The organism is Bradyrhizobium sp. LMG 9283 (genome assembly GCF_045571415.1).
GTDB lineage: Bacteria > Pseudomonadota > Alphaproteobacteria > Rhizobiales > Xanthobacteraceae > Bradyrhizobium.
On the sequence record NZ_CP120691.1, the window covers coordinates 8,736,543 to 8,751,871 of the forward strand.

Sequence of the window (15,329 nt, forward strand, 5' to 3'; positions counted from 1 at the left end):
ACTACTCCGCGGCCTCGGTGAGCACGGGCTCGCCGAGGTGACGTTCGCCCCATTCGCGAATGGCGGCGACGACGGGCACGAAACTCTTGCCCTTGCGCGTGAGGCGATACTCGACCTTCGGCGGCACCTCGCCGAAATCCTTGCGGTCAATCAGGCCGCTCATCGTCAGCGCCTTCAATTCGCGGCTGAGCACGCGCGGGGTGATCTCGGCGCTGCCCTCAATGCCGCGCAGCAGACCGCTTCTGATCTCGCCATAGCGGCGCGGGCCGTCCTTGAGATCCCAGATGATGCGCAGCTTGTACTTGCCGCTGATCATCTTCTGAAACGCCGCAACCGGACAGGCGCGCGCTGGGATCGCTCTTGCCTTCGCCATGTCGTCTCCTCCATGCGCAGCCAGCGCGCGGAAGAATAGGAGCCGCGGCGAAAAAGTCCATACTATCAATTTTGTCCATACTTGCGGGATCGCGCGCAAGGCGCAGATGATGACGCACAAGACGAAGGAAGGAGCGTCACATGAAGCACTTCATGATCAGATACCACTTCAAGAACGGCACGACGGAGGAATGGCACCGGGAGATCGCCCGCTTCATCAAGGCGATCGACGGCGATCCGGAGCTGAAAGGACGGATCGGCTATCGCGTCCTGAAGGCGCGCGACGACGGCAGCTATTTCCACCTCGCCAGCGCCAGCGACGATGCCGCGCAGAAAGCTCTGCAATCGCGCGACTTCTTCAGGGCTTATCAGGAGATGACGCGGAAGGTCGCGGGTGGCGAAGTGACGGTGACGCCGATCGAGGTGATCGATCAGACGGCGTCGTGATGAAGCGACGGCGTCGCCCCAAACTCGACTGCCGTCCCGGACAAGCGTAAGCGCAGATTCGGGACCCAGAGCCACAGGGAGGCGTGGTTACGAGAACTCGGAGTTGCGCCTTCGCGCCTCACTCAGTTCTGGGAGTATGGGTCCCGGATCGGCGCGCGCTTCGGGCGCGCTTGTCCGGGACGACAGCGGCGAGCTATTTCATCAGCCCCGCGGCGGTCAGCGCGCGCGTGATCATTTGACCGAGATCGAAGCCGTGAGACTTTTCACGCTTCGGCTCGGCCGGTTGCTCCGCGACCGCAGAGCGGATCGAGCGGGCGAGATGTGGCGCGGGCGTCAGAGCCGGCTTTGCCTCCGCCTTCTTCTTCGCCTCTGCGATCCAGCCGGTCAGGCCGAAGAACTTTGCGATGTGATAGGACGAGGAGATGCCGGCCTCGATCAGGAATGCGCCTTCGATGCCGTAGCGCTGGTCGTTGTCGGCCAGCCCAAGCGGCGTGCCATGCGCCATGTCGGTGATGGCGTAGGACTCGACCAGCGTCTCGCCGTCCTTGTTCCACCAGGCCTGACGCGGATAGCCATCGACATTGGTCTCCGCCATCGGCACTTCGGGCAGATCGTGCAAATCGAGCCACTGCTTGACAATCTCGTTGGCATTGCCGGGATTGACGGTGCGGTCGGCGCTGCCGTGCCACACCGAGATTTTCGGCCAGGGCCCGCGATGATCGGAGGCGCTGCGTACGAGATCGCCGAGCTCGCGCGCAGGACGCGCTGGAGAATGAAACATGCCGTCGAGCGCCTCGCGCAGATTCGAGGCGATGCCATAGGGCAATCCGGCGATGATCGCGCCGGCCGCGAAGACCTCCGGATAGGTCGCGAGCATCACCGATGTCATGCCGCCGCCGGCCGACAGGCCGGTGATGAAGATACGCCTGGAATCGATACGGTGCGCGTCCGCCATATGCGCGATCATCTCGCGGATCGAATGCGCTTCGCCGCTGCCGCGCACCGTGTCCTCCGGATTGAACCAGTTGAAGCAGGTGTTGGCGTTGTTGATGCGCTGCTGCTCGGGCATCAACAGCGCAAAGCCGTAATGCCGCGCCAGGGTCGACCATCCCGCGCCGAGATCGTAACCGGCCGCGGTCTGGCCGCAGCCATGCAACACGACGACGAGCGCGCGCGGCTTCTGGAGCTGCGCCGGCACGAAGGCGAACATGCGCAAGGCTCCCGGATTGTCACCGAAGCCCGTGACCTCTTGCAGCGGGCTGGATGAATCCGCGCTGCGGCCGAGCTCGGCAAAGCGCAGACCGTCCAGCCTGGGCAGACGTCTCAGCAGATCGACATTTCGGGCTAACGACACGGCAACTTCCTGGTGGGCGACATTCAACGTCCAGCTCAACCAGATAGTTGCTGCGTTGCAAAATAAAAAGACCGTGCGCTGTCAATCCCGGCGAAAATCGCGGGAAATCCGCTGGAATCCGCACGTATTAACCGCTGCGCCTCAACTTCGTGCCGATACACGGCGCATCCATGCCTGAAATGCGGCGCAGATCATGATGACTGTCACAAACAGCACGAGCGAGGCGAGGATTCCTGCGCGCGGTGATTGCAATGATTCGATCGCGAAGAACACCGCGCCGATTGCGGCCACTCCGGCCGCATTTCCGATCTGCGCCGACTTACCGTATATGCCGGATGCGGAGCCTGCGGCGGCGGGCTTCACCGTCGAGAGCACCGCGCCGGAGAGCGGCGCCATCACCAATCCCTGACCGTAGCCGAACACGATCATCGTAAGTGCAAGTGCGAGCGGCGAACGACCAGCGTCGCATAGGCGATCAGGTAGATCGCGATGTTGGATTCGATCTGCGCCGGCGAGGCTTTCAGCTCAACAGCGATGGTGGGAATCGCGACATTGACCACGAAGGTGTCGACGCCGAACATGAACTGGGCGGCCACGACGATGGCCAGCACCCACCAGCGGCGTGAGGAATCGATTTGTTTTGTGACGATCTGATGCATTGGGGCACGACTTTGGACTATCGTTGCCCGATGATTTCAGATCGCGAGTGGCACCGCGATTACCTCGCAGCTAGGCTTCGCGCGTTTCTCTCCGCCTCTTCCCGCTTGCGGGGAGAAGGAGAAGACTCGACGCATGCCTGCATTCCGCCATGCGGGACACCGTGCGATTGCGTTCGCTTCCGCGAGCACGTAGCCTCGCCGCCTCAACAAACAGAAAATGAAAGCCGGAGAGAACGCCATGGCGCGCCTGAAATTCGGAGCCTTCCTTGCCCCGCATCACCCGATCGGCGAGCATCCGATGCTGCAGTTCCGGCGCGACCTCGATCTGGTCGAGCAGCTGGATGCGCTCGGCTATGACGAGTTCTGGTGCGGCGAGCATCATTCGTCCGGCTGGGAGATGATCGCATCGCCCGAGATGTTCCTGGCCGCCGCCGGCGAGCGCACCAAGCGGATCAAGCTCGGCACCGGCGTGGTGTCGCTGCCCTATCACCATCCCTTCAACGTCGCCCAGCGCATGGTGCAGCTCGACCACATGACCGGCGGCCGCGCTATCTTCGGCTCCGGTCCGGGCGCGCTGGCCTCCGATGCGCACACGCTCGGCATCGATCCGATGACCCAGCGCGACCGCCAGGACGAGGCGATCGGCATCATCCGCCGCCTCTTCAGCGGCGAGCGCGTCACCGCCAAGACCGACTGGTTCACGATGAACGACGCCGCGCTGCAGCTCCTGCCCTTGCAGGAGGAGATGCCGTTCGTGGTGGCCTCGCAGATCTCGCCCTCCGGCATGACGCTCGCGGGCAAATACGGCATCGGCATCATCTCGCTGGGATCGATGACGACGCAGGGTCTGATGTCGCTGCAGCAGCAATGGCAGTTCGCCGAAGATGCCGCCAAGAAGCATGGCACCACGGTGAGCCGCGCCGACTGGCGCGTGCTCCTGACCTGGCACATCGCCGAAACGCGTGAACAAGCCCGCCGCGAGGCCGGCGCCGGCCTGATGCGCTGGCACAACGAATATAATGTCGGCACCCTACAGCGGCCGGGCCTCACCGCGTTCTCCTCGCCCGACGAGGCCGTTGACAAGACCGCCTTCGTCGAGGGTGCCGCGTCCACGATCGGCACGCCCGACGATCTCGTCAAAACCATCAAGAACGTGATGCAGGTCTCCGGCGGCGTCGGCGCCATCATCGGCTTCGTGCACGACTGGGCCAATCCGGAAGCCACGCGCCGCAGCTGGGACATGGTGGCGCGCTATGTCGTGCCTGAAATCAACGGCTATATCGACGGTCTTCGCAAGTCGCAAAAATTCGTGATCGAGAACCGCGCGATCTTCGAGCGCGCAGGACAGGCCGTGATGGCCAAGATCATGGAGAACGAGAAGGCCGCCGAGGCGCTGAAGTTGACCGGCCCCGGCCGCGTCGCCATCCCCGCCGTCAATGCGCCGGATCTGCAGAGGGAAGCGGCGAAGCGGTAGGCCGCGAAACCGTCGTTGTCTCGGCCTCGGCCGGGACAACGATGGATGTGTGACGATTTTGTGCTCAAGACGACCGCAGCTCATCGCGGCCGGATCGTGCTATGTTCGCGGAGTCAGCCAACCTGAGCAATCCGTCATGTCGATGCAGAATGGGGCCGCCCCTGCGCTTCCGTTCACTCCGCCCAGGCGCAATGAGCTGACCCACATCCCCGGCGACGAAGGCTGGCCGATCCTTGGCAAGACCTTTCAAGTACTGGCCGATCCCAAGGGCCATATCGAGGCGAACGGCGCCAGATACGGCCTGGTCTACCGCACCCACTTTTTCGGCGAGACCAATGTCGTGCTGCTCGGGCCCGAGGCCAACGAGCTCGTGCTGTTCGATCAGCAAAAGCTGTTCTCCTCGACGCATGGCTGGAACAAGGTTCTGGGCCTGCTGTTTCCGCGTGGGCTGATGCTGCTCGATTTCGACGAGCACCGGCTGCATCGCAAGGCGCTGTCGGTCGCGTTCAAGTCCGGACCGATGAAGTCCTATCTCAGTGACCTCGACCGCGGCATTTCCGCCCGCGTCGCGCAATGGAAGGCAAAGCCGGGCGAGATGCAGCTTTATCCGGCGATGAAGCAGCTCACGCTCGATCTTGCGGCCGCGTCCTTCCTCGGCGTCGATATCGGACCTGAGGTCGACGAGATCAATCGCGCCTTCGTCGACATGGTCGCCGCCTCCGTCTCGCCGGTCCGCCGCCCCCTGCCCGGCACCCAGATGGCGCGAGGAGTGAAGGGACGCAAGCGCATCGTCGCCTATTTCCGCGAGCAGATCCCGCTACGCCGCGGCAATCACGACGGCGACGATCTGTTCTCGCAGCTCTGCCGCGCCACCCATGAGGACGGCGCGCTGCTGTCCGAGCAGGACATCATCGACCATATGAGCTTCCTGATGATGGCGGCGCACGACACGCTGACCTCGTCGCTGACGTCCTTCATCGGCGAACTCGCCGCCAATCCGGACTGGCAGGACAGGCTGCGCGCGGAGGTGCTTGCGCTCGGGCTTGCCCCGGGGACACCGAGCAGCTTCGACGATCTCGAAAAGATGCCGCTGACCGAGATGGCCTTCAAGGAGGCGCTGCGGATCAAGCCGCCGGTGCCCTCAATGCCGCGCCGCGCGATGCGCGATTTCACTTTCAAGGGCTTCGCGATTCCCGCCGGCACCGCCGTCGGCGTCAATCCGCTCTACACCCATCACATGAAGGAGATCTGGCCGGAGCCGGATCGCTTCGATCCGCTGCGCTTCACCGAGGAAGCCCAGCGCAACCGCCACCGCTTCGCCTTCGTGCCGTTCGGCGGCGGCGCGCATATGTGCCTCGGCCTGCACTTCGCTTATATGCAGGCGAAATGTTTCGCGCGGCACTTCCTGGAGAACATCGAGGTGTCGCTGGAGCCAGGCTACAAGCCGGACTGGCAGATGTGGCCGATCCCGAAGCCGCAGGACGGCTTGCGGGTGCGGGTGAGGGCGATTTAGCCTCTCGTGTCCCGGACGCGCGAAGCGCGAGCCGGGACCCAGAATGCCGCGATCGAGTCGATGGGGAGATCGGCGCCGGCTCTGCAGCGCACCGCTAAAGGAGCGCTGCGCTGCGTCCGGGGCGCGAGAACTATCGAGCTATCGTAGGGTGGGCAAAGGCGCCAAGCGCCGTGCCCACCACTTTGTCGCAACCAAAGAATGGTGGGCACGCTTCGCTTTGCCCACCCTACGAATCCGTCCCCGGAGCCGCTATGTCCCCTGATCGAACGCCTTGCGCAGCGCCACATAGCCCTGTTGCTGCTGGCTCCAGTTGCGGCCGCCGGTCATGGCGCCGTCGACAACGAGGTCGTGGCCGTTGACGAAGCTGGATTCGTCGCTGGCCAGGAACACCGCGGCATGGGCGATGTCATCGGGAAGGCCGGCGCGCGGGATCGGCTGCGCGGTCTTGTAGACTTCGCGCATCACTGCCGGCGTCTTCTCCGCTGCATCGGTCGCGAGCCCCAGCGCCTTGCCGAAGATGCCGGTTGCGATCGCGCCGGGCGAGATTGAATTGACGCGGACGTTGGATTCGCCGAGCTCCATCGCCACGCATTTGGTGAGATGGATCACCGCCGCCTTGGCCGCGCTATAGACCATCGACGACGAGAAGCCGGCGAGGCGACCGGCAATGCTGCCATTGTTGATGATGCTGCCTGTCCCCTGCTTCTTCATGTAGGGCGCGGCGTGCTTCATGCCGAGCATGACGCTGCGCACCAGCGTCGCCATGGCCGCATCGAACCGCTCGACCTCGAGGCCCTCGATGCCACCGGTCTGCGCCGGCCCGCCGGCATTGTTGAACAGGCAATCGATCCTGCCGAATTTGTCGACCGCGAGCGCGATCAGCGCCTGCATCTGCGCTTCGACCGTGACGTCGGTCTGGCGGAAGATGCAATCGGCCCCGAGCTGCTTCGCCAGCGCCTCGCCTTCCGGTACGCGCCGACCCGCGATCACAATTTTGGCACCTTCGGCAACGAAGACTTCCGCAGTGCGCAATCCGATCCCGCTCGTCGCACCCGTAATCACCGCAACCTTGCCGTCCAGCCTGCCCATGGAATGTTCCTTTTTTCGAGCGATTTGATGCCAAATGGCGAATGTCGGCCGCTGCCATCGCCGCAGCGGTCACTATTCCTGCCCGCTTCCGACAAGGCAAGCTATGCTTGTGCGGGCGGCATGCGTAACATCCTCACGGGCCGCTCGAGTTTCGAACGCCTATCGCCACTGGGCTGCGCATGTGGAAGCTGATTGACGAGTTCCGCAAGGGCTGGCAGGGCGCGGCGCCGCCCTCGCTGGGTCTGAGCATCTCGTTTGCGGTGATCTGCCTGTTGGGCGCGACCCTCGTCCGCTGGGGTCTCGCTCAGATTCGCCCCGACATCTACTTCACGCCGTACTTCCCGGCCGTGTTCTTTGCGGCTGCCCTGGGCGGATTCCGGATCGGCATTGTGACGGCGCTGGTCGGCGGCGTGCTCGGCGTCGTCCTGAATTTCGGCGATGCTATTGCCGATCGCGCGCGATTTGCGCTGCTGGCGCTTTACTGGGCCGTCTGCGCGGTAACCATCTGGGGTGTCGAGCACTATCGCACCATGCTGGCGGAGCAGCGCCGGATCTCCAGACGCCTGATCGAGGAAGAAGATTATCGCAAGCTGCTGGTCGATGAGCTGCAGCACCGGCTGAAGAACAAGCTGTCCACAGTGCATGCCGTGCTGCACCAGGTGCTGCACGACCAGCCGCAGGTCTGGGCCCGGGTCGATCCCCGGCTGCGGTCGCTGGCTGCAACCGACGATTTGATCTCGCGGATCGACAAGGCCGGCTGCGATATCCGCGACCTCCTGATCTCGGAGCTCGGGCCCTACGGCCACGTTCGCTTCACCCTCAATGGCGATCGATTGTTCCTGCCGCCGAAGCTTGCGGTCACGCTGTCATTGATGTTTCACGAGCTCGCCACCAATGCAGGCAAGTACGGCGCATTCTCCGCACCGCGCGGTCTCTTGCAGGTGTCCTGGACCATCAACGACGACCGCCTGACCATTACCTGGGACGAAACCGAGGGGCCGAGCGTGGAGAAGGTGTCCGAGCCCGGCTTCGGCACCAAGCTGCTGAAATCGGCACTGTCGGCCTTCGATGGCAGGACCGAGATCTCCTATCTCAAGTCCGGGCTGCATTGCATCATGCAATGCCGCATTCCCAAGAGCGGCTAGCAGACAGCAAGACGCGGTCGACCGGATCACCTCTCCCCGACGGGGAGGAGGTGCCCTCGGGGTTCGGATCGATTCAAACAAAGCCGACCGCGCAACCAAGCGAAAGAGAATCGCGCACTCCGCCCGCAGTTTCACTTTACGCGTTGACCCTCTGTTAATGACGATCGTCAGCGCGCGTCGCATCGTCGCAAAACACCCCCGTATTTCTCCCGACCCCTTAACCAAACTTAAGAGGCAACCGCGCTAGATCGCGCCCATTGCAAAGGCGCGCTGAAACAACAAGATTCATGACTTCTATGAACGACAATAGATATTCCGGCGCGACTGAAGCCGAGCTCGGTTTTCTCAAGGAAATCGTTAGAATGCTGCCGGCCGGCCTCACCGTGCAGGACGCGCATGGCGAGCTTCTGCTGGTTAACGATGCCGCCGCCGCCCAGCTCGGCATGGACGGCAGCCGTCCCTCACCCGATCTGGCCCCGCGCCGCGAAGCCTGCCGGAAGGCGCTGAGCGCCGGCCAGCCGGTCGTTACCGAGGAAGCGCTGCACGACGGCGCGGCGCGCCAGGTGCTGCTCACGACCCATCGTCCCGTTCGCCTCGCCGGACGCGAGCTCCTGATCTCGGCGTCCTCCGACATCACCGAGCAAAAGAATTTCGAGGACCAGCTGTTCCGCTCGGCCTATTTCGACGAACTGACCGGCCTGCCCTCGCGGCGCGTGATCGAGCATCGCGCCAACAGCCTGCTTGCGCGCGATCGCAGCAGTGAACGCTTTGCGCTGGCCTTTCTCGACGTCGACAATTTCAAGCACATCAATGACTATTACGGCCACGCCGTGGGCGACGCGCTGCTGGTCGAGCTGTCGAAGCGGCTCGGGCGCGACCTGCGCGATTCCGACATGCTGTCGCGCATCTCCGGCGACGAATTCCTGCTGCTGCTCTCCCCGATCCAGAGCCAGGAGGAAGTCGCCGAATTCATGCAATCGACGCTGGAGCGGCTGACCGCGCCGTTCTTCATCGACCATTCCGAAGTCTTCGCCTCGACCTCGGTCGGCATCAGCCTCTATCCCGACCATGGACGCAGCTTCGAGACGCTGCGGCAGAACGCCGATATCGCGATGTACCGCATCAAGAACAACGGTAAGGGACTGGCCGCCTTCTTCGACGCCAGCATGGAGCGCGAGGCGCAGGCGCGGATGAAGGTCGAGCAGTCGCTGCGGCTCGCCATCCTGGAAAAGCGCTTCTGCTGCGCCTTCCAGTCCAAGGTCGACATCCGCACACAGGCCGTGAAGGGCATCGAGGCATTGGTACGCCTGCGCGACGACGAAGGCGTGATCCAGGCGCCGGGTTCGTTCATCAACCTCGCCGGCGAGCTCGGCCTGATCGACGAGCTGACCCATCTCGTGCTCGCCGAGATCGTCAAATCGATCGACCTGATCAACGACACGTTCGGCGCGGAAGCGACCATCAGCATCAACGTCGCCGCCAAGCAGGCCGGCAATCCCGAGTTCATGCGCAGCTTTGCGCAGGCGCTGGACGACACCGGCTTTCCCCATCGCTTCATGATCGAGGTGACGGAAGACGCCTTCGTCGCCAAGAATCACTTCCAGGCCGAGATCCTGCCGATGTTCCGCAAGCTCGGTGTCGGCATCTCCATCGACGATTTCGGCACCGGCTATTCCTCGCTCTCGGCGCTGGCCGACATCACCGCCGACGAGATCAAGATCGACCGCTCCTTCATCACCGACATCCATAAGCGCCCGCGCAGCCAGGGCATCCTGCGCGCGATCGAATCCTTGAGCGAAGCGCTCGGCATGACGGTGATCGCCGAAGGCCTCGAATCCTACGAGGAGCTGGCTTATCTGCAGGCCGCAACCAAGATCCGCTACGCGCAGGGCTATTACTTCTCGCGACCGATCTTCCTGGAGGAGCTGAAGCTGGCAACGCCCGTCTCCAGCGAAGCGCGGATCAGCGTCGCCAGCCGGCCGATGCAACAGAATCGTCAGAGCTATTCGCGGGCGAGCGGATATCGAAGGTAGGCCGAGGGCCGCGCAACAAATTTCGCTGCCGTCGCCCGGCTTGACCGGGCAACCCAGTACGCCGAGACGATTGTGGTTGAGTCGATTGGCCGCGCCGTACTGGATGCCCCGGTCAAGCTGGGGCATGACAGTGACGGGGACGGCCTGAGTCCTCCAATCAAATCCCCCTTTGAAATTGCTGGCCTTTTGCTAATAAACAGCCAGACTTCCCGCGAGGTACGCCATGCCCGCCATCAGCGATCCCGCCTATCTCCGTGCGCGCGCGATGGAGACGCTGTTCGAGCGGCTGGAAAAGCTCTGCGAGGGCGCGATCGCGATCGACCGTGGCGGGCGCGTGGTCTACGTCAACGAGAAATATCTTGCCGCGCTCGGTCTCAACCATGCGACCGAGGCGATCGGCCGGTCGATCGAGGAGGTCATCCCGAACAGCCTGATGCGGAAGGTGGCCGAGACCGGCGAGCCGATCCTGCTCGACATCATGGAGCTCGGCGGCGAGCAGCTCGTCGTCACCCGCATGCCGATCGAGGACGAGAACGGGACGGTGATCGGTGCGATCGGATCTCGTGCTCTATGATCATCTCGAAAGCCTGAAGCCCCTGCTCGCCCGCGTTGCCCAGCTCGAGAGCGATCTGCGGCTGGCGCGGCGGCAATTGTCCAACGCCCGCGCGGCGCGTTTCACCTTCGCCGATTTCGTCGGCACGACGCCGGGAATCGCGCGGGCCAAGGAGCTCGCAAGCCGTGCCGCGCGGCAGAGCGTCACGGTGCTACTCACTGGCGAGACCGGAACGGGCAAGGAGATGCTGGCGCAGGCCATCCACAACGCCTCTTCGCGCGCGGAGAAGCCGTTCGTCAGCGTCAACGTCGCAGCGATCCCGGACACGCTGATCGAATCGGAGTTCTTCGGCACCGCGCCGGGCGCCTATACCGGCGCCGACCGCAGGGGACGGGAAGGCAAATTCCGCATTGCCAACGGCGGCACGCTGTTCCTCGACGAGATCGGCGAGATGCCGCTGCAGCTCCAGGCGAAACTCCTGCGCGTGCTCCAGGAGCGCGAGATCGAGCCACTCGGCTCGGACAAGATCACCAGGGTCGATGTCCGCGTCATCGCCGCGACCAATGTGGACCTGCGCAAGCGCGTCAGCGACGGCGCGTTTCGCGCCGATCTCTACTACCGTCTCAACGTGCTCTCGGTCGACCTGCCGCCGCTGCGTCAATGCCTTGACGATCTCCCTGACATCTGCGCCCGGCTGCTCGACGACATCAGCGCGTCGGGCGACTACGTCAAGGCGAAGATCACGCCGAGCGCGCTCGCCGCGCTCGCCCGCTATGATTGGCCGGGCAATGTCCGCGAGCTCCGCAACATCCTCGAGCGCGCGCTGATCCTCAGCGATTCCGGGCGGCTGACCGGCGAGGATGTCGCCCGCATCCTCCCCATCGGCACCGAGGTCAGGCTTGCACCGCCCGAGCGCCCCGCCGGCATGGTGGTGCCCTATGCCGAAGCCGAGGCCGAGTTCGAGAAGCACACGCTCGAACAGGCCCTCGCCGCCAGCAACGGCCAGATCACCGAGGCCGCCAGGATGCTGCGGATCTCGCGCGCGACCTTCTACAAGAAGCTCGCCAAGTTCGGCCTCGCCTCGGGATCAGCGCCCGTCTGAGTTTCGAGACACGGGACTGTCCGGAGTCTCGGATTCCGGACACCACGCCTGACTGCTCTTCCCGGTGTGATTGCGGAGATTGCCACAGATTTTAGCCGTTTTGCGCGAAGTTGCGGGATTTGGCGCGGACCTTGCTCTCCGCTTTGCCGTCTTTCATCGCGAGGAGCAACCTATTCCGGGGCAGCTCTTCGCGATAAGATCAAGCACAACAAGGCATACGGTCCAGGGAGCGGGAGGAACGCCGTGAGCCACCATCCAGCCCTGCCTTATTTGCGCAATTCGGAGAAGGGCAAGATCGTCTCGGCGAGTGAGGCGGTCATGCTGATCCGCGACGGCGATACGGTGGCAACCGGCGGCTTCGTCGGCATCGGCTTTGCCGAGGAAATCGCGGTCGCGGTGGAGGAGCTCTATCTCTCCAATGAAGGCGATGCGCCCTACACGCAGGGCAAGCCGCGCAATCTGACGCTGGTCTATGCGGCCGGACAAGGCGACGGCAAGCAGCGCGGCCTCAATCATTTCGCACATGAAGGCCTGGTCCGGCGCGTGATCGGCGGACATTGGGGCCTTGCGCCGAAATTGCAGCAGCTCGCGATCGCGAACCAGATCGAGGCCTATAACCTGCCGCAGGGCGTGATCACGCATCTGTTCCGCGACATCGCCGCACGCCGGCCCGGCCACATCACCCGTGTCGGCATGGGCACCTTCGTCGATCCCCGCAATGGTGGCGGCAAGCTGAACGCACGCACCACCGAGGACATGGTGGAGCTGATCACGCTGCGCGGCGAGGACTGCCTGCTCTACAAGACGTTCCCGATTCAGGTCGGGATCATCCGCGCCACCACGGGCGATCCCGACGGCAATCTCACCATGGAGAAGGAGGCGCTGACGTTGGAGGCGCTGGCCATCGCCATGGCGGCGCATAATTCCGGCGGCATCGTCATCGCCCAGGTCGAGCGCGTCGCTGAGGCCGGCAGCCTCAATCCGCGCCAGGTCAAGATTCCCGGCATCCTCGTCGACTGCGTCGTCGTGGCAAAGCCGGAGAACCACTGGCAGACGTTTGGCACGCAATACAACCCGGCCTTCTCAAGCGAGATCCGCGTCCGCGCGGCCTCGCTGCCAGTGATGCCGGTCAGCGAGCGCAAGATCATCGCGCGGCGCGCGGCTCTGGAGCTGAAGGCCAACAGCGTCGTCAATCTCGGCATCGGCATGCCGGAGGGGATCGCCTCGGTCGCCAATGAGGAGCGGATCATCGATCTCATCACGCTGACGGCGGAGCCGGGCGTGATCGGCGGCATCCCGGCGAGCGGCATCGATTTCGGTGCGGCGATTAACACGCAGGCGGTGATCGACCAGCCCTACCAGTTCGACTTCTACGACGGCGGCGGTCTCGATGCCGCCTTCCTTGGGCTTGCCCAGGTCGACCGCGCCGGCAATCTCAATGTCAGCAAGTTTGGACCGAAGCTCGCCGGCGCCGGCGGCTTCATCAACATCAGCCAGAATGCCAAGGAAGTCGTGTTCGTTGGCACGTTCGGTGCGGGCAAGCAGCGCATTGCAGTGAACGACGGCAAGCTCGTCATCCTCGACGAAGCCAAGTCGCGCAAGTTCGTGGATAGCGTCGAGCACGTCACCTTCAGCGGCCCGTTTGCCGCCGCGCGCAAGCAACGCACGCTGTACGTCACTGAGCGCTGTGTGTTCGAGCTTAGGGCGGACGGGCTCGAGCTGACGGAAGTCGCGCCCGGCATCGAGATCGAGCGCGACATCCTGCGCCTGATGGATTTCAAGCCGCTGATCCCACGCGACCCGGCGCTGATGGACGCGCGTATCTTCGGCGAAGGTCTCATGGATCTGCGCGAGCGCCTGCTCACCATCCCGCTCGACCAGCGCTTCACGCTGGACGAGCAGCAGAACCTGTTCTTCGTCAACCTGGAACGCTATCCGCTACGCAGCAAGGCCGAGATCGACACCATCGCCGCCATCGTCGAGGCGAGGCTCGCCCCGCTCGGACGTCGGGTCTACGCCATCGTCAATTATGACAACTTCTCGATTCTGCCGGAGCTGATGGACGATTATTCGGCCATGGTCCGCAGCCTCGTCGACCGTTTCTATTCCGGCGTGTCGCGCTACACCACGTCAGGCTTCCTGCGCATCAAGCTTGGCGAAGCCCTGGAGAAGCGCGGCGTCGCGCCGCATATCTTCGAGAGCGCGGAGGAGGCGCAGTCTGATCGACGTCAGGCCGAGGGAGCCGGCGATGCGCGGCCAGCTGAAAAATGATGCATGGTCGAAAGGCCGACATGCTCAGGCGGAAGGTTCAATTGCAATGTTCGTAGCGTTATGCAAATCGCTGTTGCCGAGAAACTTTGAATCAGGAGGGACCATCGTGCGTCGATCACTTATCATAACAACAACCATTCTTGCGCTCGCCGCGGGCACCTCCGCACAGGCCGATGATCTCAAGATCGCATTGATCTACGGCAAGACTGGCCCGCTCGAGGCTTACGCCAAGCAGACCGAGACCGGCCTGAAGATGGGCTTTGAATACGCCACCAAAGGCACCATGACGCTCGACGGCCGCAAGATCGTCGTCATCACCAAGGACGACCAGGGCAAGCCGGACCTCGCCAAGGCCGCGCTCGCGGAGGCCTATCAGGACGACAAGGCCGACATCGCGATCGGCACGACCTCGTCGGCTGCGGCACTCGCCATTCTCCCCGTCGCCGAGGAGAACAAGAAGATCCTGATCGTCGAGCCTGCGGTCGCGGACCAGATTACCGGCGAGAAGTGGAATCGCTACATCTTCCGCACCGCGCGCAATTCGTCACAGGACGCGATCTCCAACGCGGTCGCGATCGGTAAGCAGGGCGTCACCGTCGCGACGCTGGCTCAGGACTATGCCTTCGGCCGCGACGGCGTCGCCGCCTTCAAGGAGGCGCTGGCCAAGACCGGCGCGACGCTCGCCGCCGAAGAATATGCCCCGACTTCGACCACCGACTTCACCGCGGTCGGCCAACGCCTGTTCGATGCGCTGAAGGACAAGCCCGGCCGCAAGGTGATCTGGGTGATCTGGGCCGGCGCCGGCAATCCGCTGGCAAAACTCCAGGACATGGACCCGAAGCGCTACGGCATCGAGCTCTCCACCGGCGGCAACATCCTGCCGGCGCTCGCCGCCTATAAGGGCCTGCCCGGCATGGAAGGCGCGACCTACTACTTCTATGAGATCCCGAAGAACCCGGTGAACGACTGGCTGGTCGCCGAGCATCAGAAGCGTTTCAACGCGCCGCCGGACTTCTTCACGGCGGGCGGTTTCGCCGCCGCGATGTCCGTCGTCGCCGCCGTCACCAAGGCGAAGTCGACCGACACCGAGAAGCTGATCACGGCGATGGAGGGCCTGGAGTTCGACACGCCGAAGGGCAAGATGGTGTTCCGGAAGGAAGATCATCAGGCGCTGCAGAGCATGTATCACTTCAAGGTCAAGGTCGATCCGAACGTCGCCTGGGCCGTGCTCGAGCCGGTGCGCGAGCTGAAGATCGAGGACATGAACGTGCCTATCCGCAACAAGCGGTGAGGGCTTCACCTCTCCCGTAGGGAGAG

The 15,329-nt window shown here is 63.7% G+C and carries 14 protein-coding genes; 9 read left to right on the plus strand and 5 right to left on the minus strand.

Annotated elements, in window-relative coordinates:
• Nucleotide 1: 1 nt before the first annotated feature.
• Nucleotides 2-373, minus strand: coding sequence for a winged helix-turn-helix transcriptional regulator (locus tag P6U29_RS40680; RefSeq protein WP_407115703.1), 372 nt, complete (start codon nt 371-373; stop codon nt 2-4).
• A 140-nt stretch (nt 374-513) separates the two neighbouring features.
• Between P6U29_RS40680 and P6U29_RS40685 the strand changes: the two genes are divergently transcribed.
• A complete protein-coding gene (locus P6U29_RS40685) occupies nt 514-819 on the plus strand; it encodes a hypothetical protein (RefSeq protein WP_407115704.1) in 306 nt (101 codons plus the stop codon).
• A gap of 193 nt (nt 820-1,012) precedes the next feature.
• Here the strand turns inward: P6U29_RS40685 and P6U29_RS40690 are convergent, their stop codons facing one another.
• The 3 genes from P6U29_RS40690 to P6U29_RS40700 all read right to left on the minus strand — a co-directional run bounded on the left by P6U29_RS40690 (nt 1,013) and on the right by P6U29_RS40700 (nt 2,832).
• Complete coding sequence (locus P6U29_RS40690; RefSeq protein WP_407115705.1) at nt 1,013-2,173, minus strand: PHB depolymerase family esterase; 1,161 nt, start codon at nt 2,171-2,173, stop codon at nt 1,013-1,015.
• A gap of 141 nt (nt 2,174-2,314) precedes the next feature.
• Nucleotides 2,315-2,602, minus strand: coding sequence for a hypothetical protein (locus tag P6U29_RS40695; protein WP_407115706.1), 288 nt, complete (start codon nt 2,600-2,602; stop codon nt 2,315-2,317).
• Nucleotides 2,599-2,832: a hypothetical protein gene (locus P6U29_RS40700; protein WP_407115707.1), complete on the minus strand. Its 234-nt coding sequence runs from the start codon at nt 2,830-2,832 to the stop codon at nt 2,599-2,601. The genes P6U29_RS40695 and P6U29_RS40700 overlap by 4 nt, the downstream gene beginning before the upstream one ends.
• A 238-nt stretch (nt 2,833-3,070) precedes the next feature.
• Here P6U29_RS40700 and P6U29_RS40705 point away from each other — a divergent pair, with 238 nt between their 5' ends.
• Together P6U29_RS40705 and P6U29_RS40710 are read left to right on the plus strand one after the other, a co-directional pair.
• Nucleotides 3,071-4,306, plus strand: coding sequence for an LLM class flavin-dependent oxidoreductase (locus P6U29_RS40705; protein WP_407115708.1), 1,236 nt, complete (start codon nt 3,071-3,073; stop codon nt 4,304-4,306).
• A 136-nt stretch (nt 4,307-4,442) separates the two neighbouring features.
• Complete coding sequence (locus P6U29_RS40710) at nt 4,443-5,819, plus strand: cytochrome P450 (RefSeq protein WP_407115709.1); 1,377 nt, start codon at nt 4,443-4,445, stop codon at nt 5,817-5,819.
• A gap of 249 nt (nt 5,820-6,068) precedes the next feature.
• Here the strand turns inward: P6U29_RS40710 and P6U29_RS40715 are convergent, their stop codons facing one another.
• Nucleotides 6,069-6,908, minus strand: a complete 840-nt coding sequence (locus P6U29_RS40715) for an SDR family NAD(P)-dependent oxidoreductase (RefSeq protein ID WP_407115710.1) — start codon at nt 6,906-6,908, stop codon at nt 6,069-6,071.
• Nucleotides 6,909-7,087: 179 nt separating this feature from the next.
• On the opposite strand from P6U29_RS40715, the gene P6U29_RS40720 reads away from it, so the two are divergent.
• From P6U29_RS40720 to P6U29_RS40745, 6 genes are all read left to right on the plus strand, one after another.
• Nucleotides 7,088-8,053 carry a sensor histidine kinase gene (locus P6U29_RS40720; protein ID WP_407115711.1) on the plus strand — a complete coding sequence of 322 codons (966 nt, stop codon included), beginning with the start codon at nt 7,088-7,090 and terminating at the stop codon, nt 8,051-8,053.
• Nucleotides 8,054-8,349: 296 nt separating this feature from the next.
• Nucleotides 8,350-10,086 (plus strand): putative bifunctional diguanylate cyclase/phosphodiesterase, encoded by a 1,737-nt coding sequence (locus P6U29_RS40725; protein ID WP_407115712.1) that lies wholly within the window; start codon nt 8,350-8,352, stop codon nt 10,084-10,086.
• Nucleotides 10,087-10,309: 223 nt separating this feature from the next.
• On the plus strand, nt 10,310-10,660 hold the full coding sequence (locus P6U29_RS40730; RefSeq protein WP_407115713.1) for a PAS domain-containing protein: 351 nt from the start codon (nt 10,310-10,312) through the stop codon (nt 10,658-10,660).
• Nucleotides 10,635-11,741: a sigma-54 interaction domain-containing protein gene (locus P6U29_RS40735; protein WP_407115714.1), complete on the plus strand. Its 1,107-nt coding sequence runs from the start codon at nt 10,635-10,637 to the stop codon at nt 11,739-11,741. Before P6U29_RS40730 ends, P6U29_RS40735 begins: the two co-directional genes overlap by 26 nt.
• Before the next feature lie 243 nt (nt 11,742-11,984).
• Entirely contained in the window at nt 11,985-14,012 is a 2,028-nt protein-coding gene (locus P6U29_RS40740; protein ID WP_407115715.1) for an acyl CoA:acetate/3-ketoacid CoA transferase, read from the plus strand.
• A 106-nt stretch (nt 14,013-14,118) separates the two neighbouring features.
• Nucleotides 14,119-15,303: a substrate-binding domain-containing protein gene (locus P6U29_RS40745; protein ID WP_407115716.1), complete on the plus strand. Its 1,185-nt coding sequence runs from the start codon at nt 14,119-14,121 to the stop codon at nt 15,301-15,303.
• Nucleotides 15,304-15,329 lie beyond the last annotated feature (26 nt).